The organism is Nocardia sp. NPDC023733, from assembly GCF_040639775.1.
In the GTDB taxonomy this organism is placed as follows: domain Bacteria; phylum Actinomycetota; class Actinomycetes; order Mycobacteriales; family Mycobacteriaceae; genus Nocardia; species Nocardia rosealba.
The window spans coordinates 1,880,365-1,893,470 of sequence record NZ_JBFAAN010000001.1 but is presented as its reverse complement, the minus strand read 5'-3'; the positions used below and the strand labels follow the sequence as shown (position 1 = coordinate 1,893,470).

Sequence of the window (13,106 nt, the reverse complement as noted above, 5' to 3'; positions counted from 1 at the left end):
GTCTAACAGAGGTTTGCACGGATGTCTAGTACAAATGTCTAAGACGGTCGGGTAGTCTCGCCGTCATGGGCAACCGAGAAGATCTGCTGGCCGGGGCGCGCAAAGTGATCATGGAGCGCGGGGTGGCCAAGGCGACCGCACGCGATATCGCCGCCGCCGCCGGGGTGAGCCTGGCCGCCATCGGCTATCACTTCGGCTCCAAGGATCGTCTGGTCACCGAGGCGCTCAGTGAGGCGCTCGGCGACGCGCTGGGGGAGGGGATGCGCGGACTCATCGAGGAGGGTGCGGGCGGCTCACCGCTGTCCGGTCTCGCCCGCCTGTGGAACGGCATGCCCGCGGTCTTCGCCGACAACCACGAGGCGATGCTGGCCAGTCTCGAGAACATCGTTCGCATCGTGCGCTCCGAGGAAGCGCGCTCCCAGCTCGGTGACCAGCTCGACGAGGCCTATCGTGATCTCGCGGCCGATCTCCGGGCCGCCCATCCCGACCTCGACGAAGCGCAGGCCGAAGCCATCGGCCGCCTGTACTTCGTCCTCGCGCAGGGCCTCGGTGTGCTGTGGCTGTTGAAACCCGGCGAAACTCTTCTCGACGGCGACCAGCTGTCGACCGCCGTGCGTGCCCTCGCAGGCAGCTGACCGGGGAAAGGGAACAGTGCGAGTGAACACTGCTGCAACGCAATGGATTCGGGTTCTACGTCTCGATGCGGCCCGGCGCAGGCAGTTGGTCTGCCTACCGCCCGGTGGTGCGTCCGCCGCGTTCTATCGTGACCTCGCGCGCCACCTCGGTCCCGGCATCGAGGTCCTCGCCGCGCAGTACCCGGGGCGCCAGGACCGCTTCGGCGACCCGCTCATCACCGACCTGCACGAGCTGGCCGACCGCATCGCCGCCGATCTGCTGCGGCAGCCACCCGCTCAGCGCGCCCTGTTCGGTCACAGCATGGGCGCCACCGTCGCCTACGAGGTGGCACGGCGACTCGCGGCCGGCGGGCAACCGGTGCTGGAACTGATCGTCTCCGGCCGTCCCGCGCCGGATTTCGTCGAGACGGGACTCCTGCACAAGGCCTCCGACGCCGACCTCATCGACAACCTCGAGCGCCTGGCCGCCGATCCGGTGCCGGTGCGGCTGCTGCGCACCGAGCCGAGCCTGGCCGACCTGGTTCTACCCGGTGTCCGGGCCGATTACCAGGCCGTCGAGACCTATCGCCACCGGCCGGGCCCGGTTCTCGATTGCCCGGTGGCCGCCTTCGTCAGCACCGAGGATCCCACCACGAGCCGAGCTCAGGCCGAGCAGTGGCAGACGGTGACCGATGGACCGTTCAGCCTGCACACCTTCCCCGGCGGGCACTTCTACTTCGACGGCGATCCCGGCGCGGTCGCCGAGCAGCTCACGCGGTGTCTGACGTGAACGAGCGGTGGTGCAGACGCAGGTAGCCGAGCCAGGAGACCAGGACGGCGGTCGCGGCCACGGCCCGGACCAGTCCGAGGGCGCTGTCGGGATAGATCACGCCGGTGAGGTAATGGTCGATGAAGCCGGCTTCAGGGAGGCCGGAAACGCCCGCGCGGGCGCGGGCCCAGTTCTCGGCGTAGGTCAGAGGACAGTCGAAACCGATGAGGATGGTGCCGAAACCCCAGGACGCGGCGAGCAGGTGAGCCCCGATGGTGCGCGGCCACCGCCACGCCACGAAACCGCCGGCGACCACGTACGCGATGAACGCGACGTGGGTGACGGCGATCAGATCGGCCAACACCCGGAACGGCACATATCCAGATTAAGCGGCCGCCCGCCGATCGGAATCATGATCAACATTCCGGTTCGGCATCGACCAGGTGATCACCAGGGTGACGGCCGGTAGTCCTTCAGGAAGCATCCGTAGAGGTCGACGCCGTTCTCGCCCTGCACGATCGGGTCGTAGACGCGGGCGGCGCCGTCGACCAGATCGAGGGGTGCGTGGAAGCCCTCCTCGGCCAGGCGGACCTTGGTGTAGTGCGGACGTTCGTCGGTGATCCACCCGGTGTCGACCGCGGTCATCAGGATCGAATCGGACTCGAACATCTCGAGCGCGCTGGTGCGGGTGAGCATGTTCAACGCGGCCTTGGCCATGTTCGTGTGCGGGTGACCGGGGCCCTTGTAGCCGCGACTGAACTGGCCTTCCATCGCCGACACGTTCACCACGTACTTGCGCCTGCCCGGCGCCGCCGCCATCGCCGGCCGCAACCGCGACACCAGGATGAACGGTGCCACCGAATTGCACAGTTGCACCTCGAGCAGTTCGGTGGCGTCCACCTCGCCGACGGTCTGCACCCAACTGTTGGTGTGCGCCAGATCGGGCACGAGCCCACCGGCGTCGATGGCCACGCCCGCCGCGATCCGCTCCGGCGTCGCCGAACCCGCGACCAAGGCCAGTTCGGCCACGTCGACGGCCGACAACGACGGTGTGAGCGAGGCGGTGAGCGCCGTCGGATGCGCCTGCATCGTCTTGCCGAAGGTGACCATCTCCGGCAGCATCCCGACGGGCAGCGGCGCGGACTCGGCCTCGACCAGCGCGCTGTAGGCACCGGCCGAACGGCGAACGGTCTGGGCGGCGTTGTTGATCAGGATGTCGAGCGGGCCCTGCGCCGCGACATCGTCGGCGAGGGCGACCACCTGGGCCGGGTCACGCAGGTCGATCCCGACGATGCGCAGCCGGTGCAGCCAGTCGCCGCTGTCCTCCATCGCGGCGAAGCGGCGGATGGCGTCGTTGGGGAACCGGGTGGTGATGGTGGTGTGGGCGCCGTCGCGCAGCAGCCGCAGCGCGATGTACATGCCGATCTTGGCGCGGCCGCCGGTGAGCAGCGCGCGCTTGCCGGACAGGTCGGTGCGGGCATCGCGCTTGGCGTGGCTCGACGCCGCGCACTCGGGGCACAGCTGGTGATAAAAGGCGTCGACCTGGGTGTAGCGCTGCTTGCAGATGTAGCAGGGACGTGCCCGCACCAGCGTTCCCGCGGTTTCGCCGTCGGCGGCGGACTTGATCGGGATGCCCGCGGTCTCGTCGTCGATGCGCTGCGGCGAACCGGTCGCGGTCGAGGCGATCACGGCGCGGTCGGCTTCGGCGACCTGCTGCCTGGCCTCGATCCGGCGGCGCTGCTTGAGCTTTTTGAACATGTGGCCAACCGCGCGCTGCACCGCGATCGAATCGGGGTGTTCCTTTTCCAGCTGCCCGGCCTGTTCGAGCACCCGCAGGCAGGTCGCCAACTCGTCCGGATCGATCGTCTTCTCGGTCATCGGGGAGTGCGGCATTCCTTCGTGCGGGAGCGGTGGTCGGAAATATTGTCTCATTAGCCGTGCGACGGACCCGCTGGGTATCGTTGTGCACCGCCTCCGCAACCCTGCGGCGGCCGCAGAACCCGACGGAGCGCCCCGATTTCCCCGTTCGACACCGACACAGCAGACCCGCCGCGCAGGCGCCGGCTCGAACCCGACGAGCGTCGGGCGCAGATTTTGGCATGTGCCATCGAGATGTTCGGTGAACGCCCGTACGCGGCGGTGTCGACCGCGGAACTCGCCCAGCGTGCCGGGGTCGCGCGCGGGCTCATCAACCACTACTTCGGCAACAAGCGTGATCTGTACCTGGCCGTTGTCCGCCGGATGGTCACGCTGCCCCGCCTCGAGAAGGTGTCCATTCCGCAGGGCAGCCCGGTCGAACGCGTCGATGCCATCGTGTCGTGGTTGCTCGACACCATTGCCGAGCACGGCAGCACCTGGGTGAAGGTCACCAGCCACGAAGGAGTGGGCGACGACCCCGAGGTGCAGCAGATCCTCGACCAGGCCGACGACGCCGCCGCCGAGCGCATGCTGCTGATGATCGGCCGCTCCGATATGGCAGACGATGCACAATTGCGCGCACTGGTCGTTTCCTACGCGGGCATGGTGAAAGTGGCCGGGCGCGAATGGCTCACCCGGGGCACACTCACCCGCCCCCAGGTGCACCGGCTGCTCACCGACACGCTGCTCACCCTCATCGATCGCACGATCCCCCATGTGAAGTCGTCCTCGGCCGATTAGGAGTTAGCCCACTCTTTCCCGGTTGCGCTGCCCGGCGGCGCGCGAGTCCCTATCCTCTTCGCGTAACCCCGCGCCGCACGCTGTTTCGTTTCCGCGGCCGGGGAGATCGAGAGGGACCCGGGGTTGATGGCACGATACGAGCAGTGGAACGACGACCCCGATGAGGAGTTCGAGGACCGGCGCTGGAACGGTCAGCGTTGGCCACACGCCACACCGGAGGACTCCGCGCGCGACGACCAGCCACGGGTGAACCCCTACGCGATGGTGGCGCTGGCCGCGGCCCTCGTCCTGCTGTTCCCCATCGCGATCGTCTTCGCGCTGCTGTCGTACGGGCATCCGCGTGGGCGGGGGATCGCGATGCTCGCGCTGCTGCTCGGTATCGCCGAGGTCGCCGCGGTGGCGGTGGCCGGAATGGTGCTCTTCGGCGGACTGGAACTCGAGATGCCTGCGTTGGCGAGCAAGGCGGCCACGACACCGGTCGCGGTGACCACCACCGAGGCGGTGCCGTCGGTCGGTGCCCCGACATCGGTCGGATCCACCCCGGTCCTGAGCCAGCCCGCCGCGAGTGTGGTGCAAAAAGGCACACCCTGCCAAGCCGAACAGGTCGGCCTGCTCGGCGTCGCCGCCGACGGCGCCACCCTGCTGTGCCTGCGCTCCGACAAGGGCCACACCTGGTCGGGCCCGCACCGCGTAGCAGGCTCCTACTACACCGAGGGCGAGCCCTGCGACCCATCGGTCGACAAAACCGGCCGCACCACCGACAACCACGCCCTGGTCTGCGAAGGCAAAGCGAACACCGGCACCTGGGTCCCCTGGACCGAGTAGGTCAGTCCTTCTTTGCTCGGCTGGGCTGGACGCGGGGTGGTTCGTTGGGCATTTTCGGGTATTGGGGTGGCCAGGGGGCGTCCATCAGGCCTGCGGCCATGTCCTTGTCGGACATGGTGAGGAGTGGTTCGATCGACTGTGGGGTGCGGTCGGCCCAGGGGTCGCCGCGTTCGGCCAGTCGGGTGGGGACGGTGGCGAGGGTGAGTTCGTCGGGGATGATGGTGTCGAGTTCGTCCCAGGCGATGGGGGTCGAGACCTGGCCGCCCACCTTGGGGCGTACGGACCAGGCGCCGAACACGGTTTTGTGGGGTGCGTTCTGGTTGTAGTCGACGAAGACCCGGCTGCCGCGTTCCTCCTTCCACCACTGGGCGGTGATCTCCTCGGGGAAGCGGCGCTCGAGTTCGCGGGCGAGGGCCACGGCCGCGGCCCGCACCTGGTAGCCGTCCCATCGGGGTTCGAGCATCGCGTAGATGTGCAGGCCGCGTGAGCCGGACGTCTTGACCAGGGCATCGATGCCGAGTTCGGCGAGCAGTTCGCGGGTGCGCACGGCGGCGCCGCGCAGATCGTCGAAGGTGATGCCGGGCGAGGGGTCGAGGTCGATGCGTAGTTCGTCGGCGATCCGCAGGTCGGGCACGTGGTTGGGCCAGACGTGGAAACCGAGACAGCCCTGGTTCACCGCCCACAGCACGTGTGCCAGATCGTGGGCGACCAGCGCGTCGCTTGTGGTGCCGTTCGGGGTGGTGACTTCGACGGTCTGCAACCAGTCCGGCGCGGTCTTGGGGACGCGCTTCTGGAACCACGATTTGCCGGAGGCACCGTCGGGATAGCGTTCGAGCAGCAGCGGCCGGTCACCGATGACGCCGAGCAGTGGTTCGGCCACGGCCTGGTAGTAGCGCACCAGGTCGAGCTTCGTCTCACCGTGTTTGCTGAAGTACACCTTGTCGGGATGACTGATGGTCAGCGTGCGCCCGTCGACCTCGATCTCGACCCCCGCGCTCATGACCGCACCCCGAAGATCGCGTCCAGTTCGGCCGGAGCCACCTCGTCGAGCTGGGCGTATGTGCACGATTCGGGTGTGCGGTCGGGCCGGAACCTCACCAGCCGCCCGCCGTGCCGGAACCGCCCCGACTGCACGTGTTCGTAGCGCACCTCGGCGACCAGTTCGGGCCGCAACGGCTCCCAGGACAGGTCTTTGCCGCCGGTCCACCGGCTCACCCCGCCGGGCATCTTGCCGTCGGCATTGGCCTGGGCCACCGCGTCGGCCCAGTCGCGCCACGGATGGTCCACCAGCGCGTTCTCGCGTAACGGTGCCAGCTCCCCGAGCAATTCGCGGCGCCGGGCGGCGGTGAAACTCGACGCGACGCCCACGTGGTGGAGGTTGCCCTTGTCGTCGAAGAGTCCGAGCAGCAGCGAGCCGACCCCTTCACCGTCCTTGTGCATCCGGTATCCGGCGACCACGCAATCGGCGGTGCGTTCGTGTTTGATCTTGAGCATCACCCGTTTGTCCTGCATGTACGCCAGGTCGTCGGCCTTGGCCATCACTCCGTCGAAACCCGCGCCCTCGAACCGGGTGAACCAGTCCTGAGCCGTGTCCGGGTCCTGGGTGATGGGGGTGAGATGAATGCGGCCGGGAGCGGCTTGCAGCAGCGTCTCCAGTTCCCGGCGACGTTCGGAGAACGGTTCACCGGTGAGGTCGCGATCGCCGTTGGCGAGCAGGTCGAAGGCGACGAAACTGGCCGGGGTCTCGACGGCGAGCTTGTTCACCCGCGACGCCGCCGGATGCAGGCGCTGCTGGAGTGTGTCGAAATCCAAACCGTTCTCGGTGACGACCACGATCTCGCCGTCGATCACACACCGTTGCGGCAGTGCCGCTTTGAGCAGGTCGACCAATTCGGGGAAATACCGGGTGAGCGGACGATCGTTGCGCGAACCCAGTTCGAGTTCGTCGCCGTCGCGGAAGACGATGCAGCGGAAGCCGTCCCATTTGGGTTCGTAGCTCAGCCCGGGTTCGCGGGGCAGCGACGGTGTGGATTTGGCCAGCATCGGGCGCACTGGCGGCATCACCGGTAGATCCATCCGATCCTCCTCGCGGGTTCCTGTCACCCGTATCGACGTCGCGAGCGCACCCGATTAATCGGTGCCATGCGATCGTAGGCCGGGGGACCGACACACACGCGGATCGTGATCAGCGCGTTCGGATCAGCTGTCGAGCCAGCCGTGTTCGTCGGCGAAGGTGGTGAACCGGTCGCGAATGGTGATGATCTCGGCGGCGGTGAGGGCGGGCGACGCCTCGAGCAGGAGTTCGGTGATCTGCCTGCGCATTTCCTCGGACCCGAGCCGTTCGCCTCCGCCCTTGCGGCTGCGGGCGCTCGGGGCACTGTGCCCGGCAGCGGTCAGGTTGACGGCTTTGGGGCCGCGATCGCCCTCGGTGACCTCGAATTCGAAAAGCCTGCCCTGGCGCAGTTCGTCCTCGTCCAGACCGATGTCGTTGACGTGGACGAACACATCGGGCCCACCGTCTTCGGGGCGGATGAACCCGAAACCCCGCGAACCATCGAAAGACACCAATTTCCCGACAGACACCGACCAGCTCCTCGCTCCGCTTTCCCGTCGCCCACTCTAACGCGGCTTTTGGGTGTTTTCTCCGGAAAGTGGATAGTCGGCGACGGCCCGGCGCGGGGTGGCCCAGGCCTGGTCACGATGCGGTAACTGTTTGTTCACATCGGCTCGTTAGCGTCCCACATCTGTTTCGAGACGGGTGGAGGTTGGCGATCTGTGGTGGATCCCGGTGTGGGGATCAGGTCGGGGGGCTTCGGTCGTGGTGTCGCGGTGGCGACGACGCGAGCCGAGGCGGTGTGTTTCCCGGCGCCGCCCGTGGTGACGCTCGAGCCACGCCTCCGACCCGCGCACGTGCCGCTGGCGCCCGCGCAGGAGCGCATGTGGCATGCGGCAGGACAGGGACGTTCCGCGGACTGGAATGTGGCCCGCGCCTTGCGCATTCGTGGCGCCGATATCGATGTGGACGCTCTGCGCGACGCCCTCGCGCTGCTGGTCGCGCGGCACGAACCGTTGCGGACCCGCTACCCGGTGACCGAGCACGGGCCGGCCCAGCAGGTGCTCGACCCGGCCGAGGTCGTGCTCGACATCGCGGTGCGACACGTCGGCGAGGATGCCGTCGGCGCCGAGATCGCCGACCTGGCGGCGCTGCCGTTCGACCTGGCCCTGGATCTGCCCCTGCGAGCCCGGCTGTTAATCCTCGCTCCCGACGACGTCGTCCTCGCTCTTGTGGTGCACCACATTTCGGTCGACGGACGGTCGATGGCCCCGCTGACCCGCGACCTCGTGACCGCCTACCTGGCCTGCCACACCGGCACGGCCCCGCGCTGGGAGCCGCTGCCGGTCACCTACACCGACTACACGCTGTGGAAACACACCCAGCTCGGCGAGTTCACCGACGAGTGGAGCCGGGCCACCCACCAATTGCGGTACTGGGCCAACGCTTTGGCAGGCCGACCCGCATCGCTCGAATTCCCAGCGCGGCCACAGCCGGCGCCGCCGGCCGACCCTGCCGTCGGCGCGCTGATTCCCCTCGCCTTCGACGCCACCACCCACGCGGGTCTGCTGCGGCTGGCCCAGGATCGGCGGGCGAGCCTGTTCATGGTGCTGCAGGCGGCGTTCGCGGTGACCGTCGGCGCGTTCGCGCGCTGTGCCGATGTGACTGTCGCGACGGCGGTTTCGGGCCGCGACCACCGACTGCTCGACGACCTCGTCGGCAACTTCTCCGATGATGTGCTGATGCGGGTGCGCCTGGACCGTGCGGCCGACATCGACGAACTCATCGACCAGGTCCGCCGGGTCGCCCTGGCCGCCTACGCCCACCCCGACACGCCGAATCCGCGACTGAAGCGGTGTCTGCCGCAGGACGCCGCGCTGCCGCTGTTCCAGGCGACGCTCATCCTGCAGAAGTCGACGCGAACAAAACCGTCCGCTGCGCAGGCGTTCTCGATCACGGATGTGCCGACCGGGGTGGTGCGCGCCAAGCACGATCTCGAGTTCGGCCTCACCGCGCACTATGAAACCCACGGCGCTCCGGCCGGGATCGACGGGTCTTTCCTGTATCCCCTCGCTCGCTTCGACCCCGCCGTCGCCGCGCGTTTCGTCGACCGGTTCCGCGCGGTGGTCGCGCTGCTCGCCGACGGCTACCGTGGCCCGTTGCCGCCGCTGCTGGCGACCACCGGCAGGCGGGCACCGTCGCCGCGCCGGGCGATGCGGGCGCTGGTGTGATCAGCCACGTTCGAGCGGCAGTCCCGCGTCGCGCCAGGCGACGATCCCACCTGCCAGGCTGAAGGCCTCGTATCCGGCCTGCCGGGTCAGGGCCGCGAAACGTAGCGACGCCTCACCGACCGGACACACGAACACGATCGGCCGTGAGCGCGGGAACGGCATCCCTTGGCCGAGCATGTCGTCGAGCTGGTCGTCGCGCAGGTTGACGGCGCCCGGTATGTGGCCCACCCGGTACGCCATCGCGCCGCGCGTATCGACGACCATCGGGCGGCCGGTGCGGTCGAGTTCGGCCAGCTCCGCAGGCGTCAGCGCCGGTGCGGAGCCGGTGTCCGGTGCTGGTGGGGCCTCGTGCGCACCGAACAGGTCGGGTCGGCGCTTGGCGAAATAGGACAGGTACGGCTCGAGCCGGTCGCAGACGACGAGCACGGCGACCAGCGGGCGGTCCTCGGGGCGTGGAGCGTCGGCGAGCGTACGCAGAGCGGCGGCATAGCCCGCACCGCTGGTCGGACCCGCGAGTACGCCGTATCCGCGCACCAGATCGAGCGTGGCATCGATGGCGGTGGCGGAGTCGACGGTGACGATGTCGTGGTAGAAATCCGGGCGGAACAGGCCCACGTCCCACATCTCGCGTTCGGAGCGGATGCCGGGAATGAAATCGAACCGGTCCGACACCACGCCGATCGTGCGCAGCGCCGGGTGGGCGGCCAGCAGGGCGGTGGCGGTGCCACGGGTGGACCCGGTGGTGCCGAGCCCACCCACGAGGTAGTCGAGGTGTTCGATGCCCGCCGCGGCCAGGTCGGCGGCGATCTCGGCGCCTGTACCGTCGCGGTGCGCCTCGACATTGCGCTCGTTGGTGTACTGGGACGGGTGGTACCAGCGCTCGGGCGTCTGCCCGGTGGTGTGCTCGATGACCGCCGAAACATCATCGGTCGCATGCGGATCCGGGCATTCGGACAGACCGGGTAGCTCCACGATGTCGGTGCCGAGCAACTGCAGCAACTGGCGTACCTCGGTGACCCGGATACGGTTGGTGACCGCACGCAAGGGAACCCCGTGCAGCGCGCCGAGCACCCGCAGCGCCTTGGCGGTATTGCCGCTGGATGCCTCGATGAACGCCTGCCCGCCTGCCGCCACCGCCTCGATGTCGTCGCGGATCATGGACCAGGCGATGCGGTCCTTCACCGACCCGAACGGGTTGTGCGACTCGAGCTTCGCATACAGCTCGACCCCCGCGAGCCCGTGCACCCGCGGGTCGAGGCGGAGCAGGGGAGTGTTGCCGATCAGCTCGGTGATGTGGGAGTAGATCATCGCCACACCTCGTCGCCGGACAGCTCGAATCGGCTGTCACGATGCAGCACAGCCACTTTCGGTGGCGTGGGGTGCATGGCGGCGTTGGCTGCCGACAGATCCATGTGGTAGGCGCCGGTATTGGGGAACACCACCGGGTCGCCGGGGACGGGGATCCGCGGCACCCGCACCTGCCGCTGGGTCACCAGGTCACGTTCCAAACACAGATGACCGGCGAAGAACACTCCGGCGGGCGCGGATTCGCCGGACTCGGACAGCACGAGAGGATCGATGAGCACCTCCTGGTCGGCGGCGGTGACGGTGTCGCGGCTCAGATCCAGGTGTACCAGCGTCGCCCCGGTCCCCGCCCGCTTCACGAATTCGACCCGGGCCACGGTGATCCCCGCGCGATCGGCCAGCGCCTTGCCGGGTTCCAGCCACAGGTCCAGGAGATTGTCCGCCAGCACCGCGCTCAGCGCCCGGCCGCCGTGCCCCGGCAGGGGCGCGTCGAGGATTTCGGTCAGGATGTCGGTGGCCGATTCCGTATTGGCGTACTTGTGGAACACCGGTGTGCCGTGTGCGACACCGTCGGCGACGTGATAGCCGAAACTGCCCATGCCCCAGTGCAGGGCAGGCCCCTGGCCGAGCAGTCCGGCCCGCAGCGCCTGGTCGTAGGCGTCGTAGGCGGCCGGGTCGGCCACGAAGACCTGACGTAACCCGCCGCCGATGTCGAGCACCGACGGTGTGAACCCGCGCGCGTAGGCCCGTTCGATCACCGTCAGGCACTCACCGACGGCCCGTACCCGTTCCTGTGTGGACGCGGTATCGAGGTGGAAGGCCACACCGAGCAGTGCCAGCCGATCGGGGTGCCGGGCGAGCAGATCGAACGCCTCGCCCACTTGGCCGAGATCGATGCCGAACCGGCTCGGCGCACTTCCCGGAAACCCCGAAAGACGCAGCAGCACCGGCACTTGCGTATCCGCGATGTCGGCGATACGTGCCAACTCCCACAGGTTGTCGACATTGATCGTCACTCCCGCCGCGACGGCCGCCCGCAACAGTGACAACCCTTTGGGCCCGGTGATCTCGATTCGGTCGGGCGCGAAGCCCGCGTCCAGCGCCGACCGCAACTCCGCCCCGGACGCGACGTCGATCCCGATCCCCGTCCGCGCGGCCGAGCGGACGAAGGCCGCGGACCGATTCACCTTGTGCGCGTAGTAGATCCGAGACCTGCACCGTGCCCTGTCCAGCACCCCGGTGAGCGCGGCGAGATTGTCGTCGAACACCTGCGGGAAGACCAGGTGCAGCGGTGAGCCGAACCGCTCCAGCGCCGCGTGCACCGCCGCCCGGTCCTCCAGGAACGCCGCCACGACCGGGTGCAGGGCAGCGGGAATTGCAGGCGGGGTCATTCCACCGGTGTGCCGGGCGAGGGCACCTCGTCGACGGGGTTGTACCCGCCGTCGCGCAACGCCTCGAACACCCGTAACCGATGGCGCGGGCTGCGAATCCGGGCGATCACCCGTTTGGAAGCCAGATCGATGTCGATCACCGCAACGTCCATCGACTCGAGCAGGGCGCCGATGGTCCGCACACAGTGGCGGCAACTCATGTCCGGCACCGCGAACACACTGTCGTCGGCGAGTGGTTCGTTGCCGACCGGTACCTCGGTGACGTCCTCGACGGCCTCCACGAGCCCCGTGAGCGCCACGAACGTCTCGACGAACTGATTCGCGACCGCGCCAAGCACCGACGACCCGTCCGCTGCCGGTGGCGTCGCGAGACACGTCGGCCCGGTGCCGGGCGGCAGCAGCGCGTACTGCCGCGAGATCAGATCGAGGTCGTCGTGGTACTTGGCCACCGCCTGCTCGACATCGAGGCCCTCCTCGGTGGTCGCCTTGCGCATCACCGCGTGCGCGTCGGCGATGGTCGCCTCCTTCATCGCCCGCAGTACCGCCACCGACTCGGGTGTGTACCGCACGGTGCCGTCGGGCGAGGTGGTGAAGCGGACCGGGATCATGCCCCGCCGATAGGTCGAGGCCTGCAACTCCCAGAACCACCGGGTCGCCACCGCCGCGAAGATTCCCGAATCGCGCATTCCACACGCGAATTCGGTGATTTCGCGATATGGGGTGTCGGCGGCGAGGAGGCCGTGCTGGACCAGGGCCCGCCCGGCGGCTTCGATGCCGACCCGGAAGATCTCGTGCGGTTCGTGGTCGGTGGTGGTCGCTGCCAGCACCGACCGTTCGTGCTCGCTCAGCTCGGCGGCACGCTCCCGAAGACCCGATCGTGCCAATGAATCCCACAGTGCCAGTACGGTTTCCCTGGCGACCACGGCCAGCTCCGGTCCGGCGCCGTCGCGGCGGTAGTACGCAGTATTGGGAATGCCCGCGCTGTCGGTCCAGGTGATGCGATGCGTCGCGCTGGTCACCTGTTCCGGGCGGCACGGGCGCATGAAGCGCTCGAGATACATCCGCTGCGACTGGGTGAGCCGCCCGCCCGGCTCGGGCTGTAAAGCCCGCCCGCGAAAGGTGATCCGGACCGGCGCGGTCTCGACGCCGGTGAAGATTCCGGGCGCGGCGAGCCGGGCGAGGACCTGCGAAGCGACACGGCGGTCGTACTGCTGCGCGGGGTGCACCTCGTCAACGATACGCGCGGACAACACTTTTCGG

Annotated in this window: 13 protein-coding genes; 5 read left to right on the top strand and 8 right to left on the bottom strand. The window is 68.5% G+C overall.

The features are described from left to right. The first annotated feature begins 65 nt into the window (after window positions 1–65). Together AB0F86_RS08750 and AB0F86_RS08745 are read left to right on the top strand one after the other, a co-directional pair. Window positions 66–635: a TetR family transcriptional regulator gene (locus tag AB0F86_RS08750; protein WP_067638776.1), complete on the top strand. Its 570-nt coding sequence runs from the start codon at window positions 66–68 to the stop codon at window positions 633–635. Between the two features lie 22 nt (window positions 636–657). Then, window positions 658–1,404 carry an alpha/beta fold hydrolase gene (locus AB0F86_RS08745; RefSeq protein WP_356983009.1) on the top strand — a complete coding sequence of 249 codons (747 nt, stop codon included), beginning with the start codon at window positions 658–660 and terminating at the stop codon, window positions 1,402–1,404. Here AB0F86_RS08745 and AB0F86_RS08740 read toward each other — a convergent pair. Together AB0F86_RS08740 and AB0F86_RS08735 are read right to left on the bottom strand one after the other, a co-directional pair. Beyond that, window positions 1,385–1,759 (bottom strand): DUF2784 domain-containing protein, encoded by a 375-nt coding sequence (locus AB0F86_RS08740; protein ID WP_225279716.1) that lies wholly within the window; start codon window positions 1,757–1,759, stop codon window positions 1,385–1,387. The genes AB0F86_RS08745 and AB0F86_RS08740 overlap by 20 nt on opposite strands. Window positions 1,760–1,830: 71 nt before the next feature. Further along, a complete protein-coding gene (locus AB0F86_RS08735) occupies window positions 1,831–3,261 on the bottom strand; it encodes an SDR family oxidoreductase (protein WP_181697048.1) in 1,431 nt (476 codons plus the stop codon). A 234-nt stretch (window positions 3,262–3,495) separates the two neighbouring features. Here AB0F86_RS08735 and AB0F86_RS08730 point away from each other — a divergent pair, with 234 nt between their 5' ends. Both AB0F86_RS08730 and AB0F86_RS08725 read left to right on the top strand, forming a co-directional pair. Continuing rightward, window positions 3,496–4,041, top strand: coding sequence for a TetR/AcrR family transcriptional regulator (locus AB0F86_RS08730; protein WP_255495028.1), 546 nt, complete (start codon window positions 3,496–3,498; stop codon window positions 4,039–4,041). Window positions 4,042–4,167: 126 nt separating this feature from the next. Then, the gene (locus tag AB0F86_RS08725; RefSeq protein WP_356983008.1) at window positions 4,168–4,866 is read left to right on the top strand and encodes a hypothetical protein; all 699 of its coding nucleotides are present in this window, start codon (window positions 4,168–4,170) and stop codon (window positions 4,864–4,866) included. A 1-nt stretch (window position 4,867) separates the two neighbouring features. Here the strand turns inward: AB0F86_RS08725 and ligD are convergent, their stop codons facing one another. The 3 genes from ligD to AB0F86_RS08710 all read right to left on the bottom strand — a co-directional run bounded on the left by ligD (window position 4,868) and on the right by AB0F86_RS08710 (window position 7,449). Then, on the bottom strand, window positions 4,868–5,866 hold the full coding sequence (gene ligD, locus AB0F86_RS08720; protein WP_356983006.1) for a non-homologous end-joining DNA ligase: 999 nt from the start codon (window positions 5,864–5,866) through the stop codon (window positions 4,868–4,870). Beyond that, window positions 5,863–6,942, bottom strand: coding sequence for an ATP-dependent DNA ligase (locus AB0F86_RS08715; protein WP_181697051.1), 1,080 nt, complete (start codon window positions 6,940–6,942; stop codon window positions 5,863–5,865). Before AB0F86_RS08715 ends, ligD begins: the two co-directional genes overlap by 4 nt. 123 nt (window positions 6,943–7,065) lie before the next feature. Then, window positions 7,066–7,449 carry a cold shock domain-containing protein gene (locus AB0F86_RS08710; protein WP_356983004.1) on the bottom strand — a complete coding sequence of 128 codons (384 nt, stop codon included), beginning with the start codon at window positions 7,447–7,449 and terminating at the stop codon, window positions 7,066–7,068. 246 nt (window positions 7,450–7,695) lie between these two features. On the opposite strand from AB0F86_RS08710, the gene AB0F86_RS08705 reads away from it, so the two are divergent. Further along, window positions 7,696–9,150: a condensation domain-containing protein gene (locus tag AB0F86_RS08705; RefSeq protein WP_356983002.1), complete on the top strand. Its 1,455-nt coding sequence runs from the start codon at window positions 7,696–7,698 to the stop codon at window positions 9,148–9,150. Here AB0F86_RS08705 and AB0F86_RS08700 read toward each other — a convergent pair whose 3' ends face one another. The 3 genes from AB0F86_RS08700 to AB0F86_RS08690 are packed head-to-tail and all read right to left on the bottom strand — an operon-like array spanning window position 9,151 to window position 13,072. Next, window positions 9,151–10,458: a pyridoxal-phosphate dependent enzyme gene (locus AB0F86_RS08700; RefSeq protein WP_356983001.1), complete on the bottom strand. Its 1,308-nt coding sequence runs from the start codon at window positions 10,456–10,458 to the stop codon at window positions 9,151–9,153. Further along, window positions 10,455–11,846: a decarboxylase gene (locus AB0F86_RS08695; RefSeq protein WP_356982999.1), complete on the bottom strand. Its 1,392-nt coding sequence runs from the start codon at window positions 11,844–11,846 to the stop codon at window positions 10,455–10,457. The genes AB0F86_RS08700 and AB0F86_RS08695 overlap by 4 nt, the downstream gene beginning before the upstream one ends. Then, window positions 11,843–13,072, bottom strand: a complete 1,230-nt coding sequence (locus AB0F86_RS08690; protein ID WP_356982997.1) for a heavy-metal-associated domain-containing protein — start codon at window positions 13,070–13,072, stop codon at window positions 11,843–11,845. Before AB0F86_RS08690 ends, AB0F86_RS08695 begins: the two co-directional genes overlap by 4 nt. Window positions 13,073–13,106: the final 34 nt, after the last annotated feature.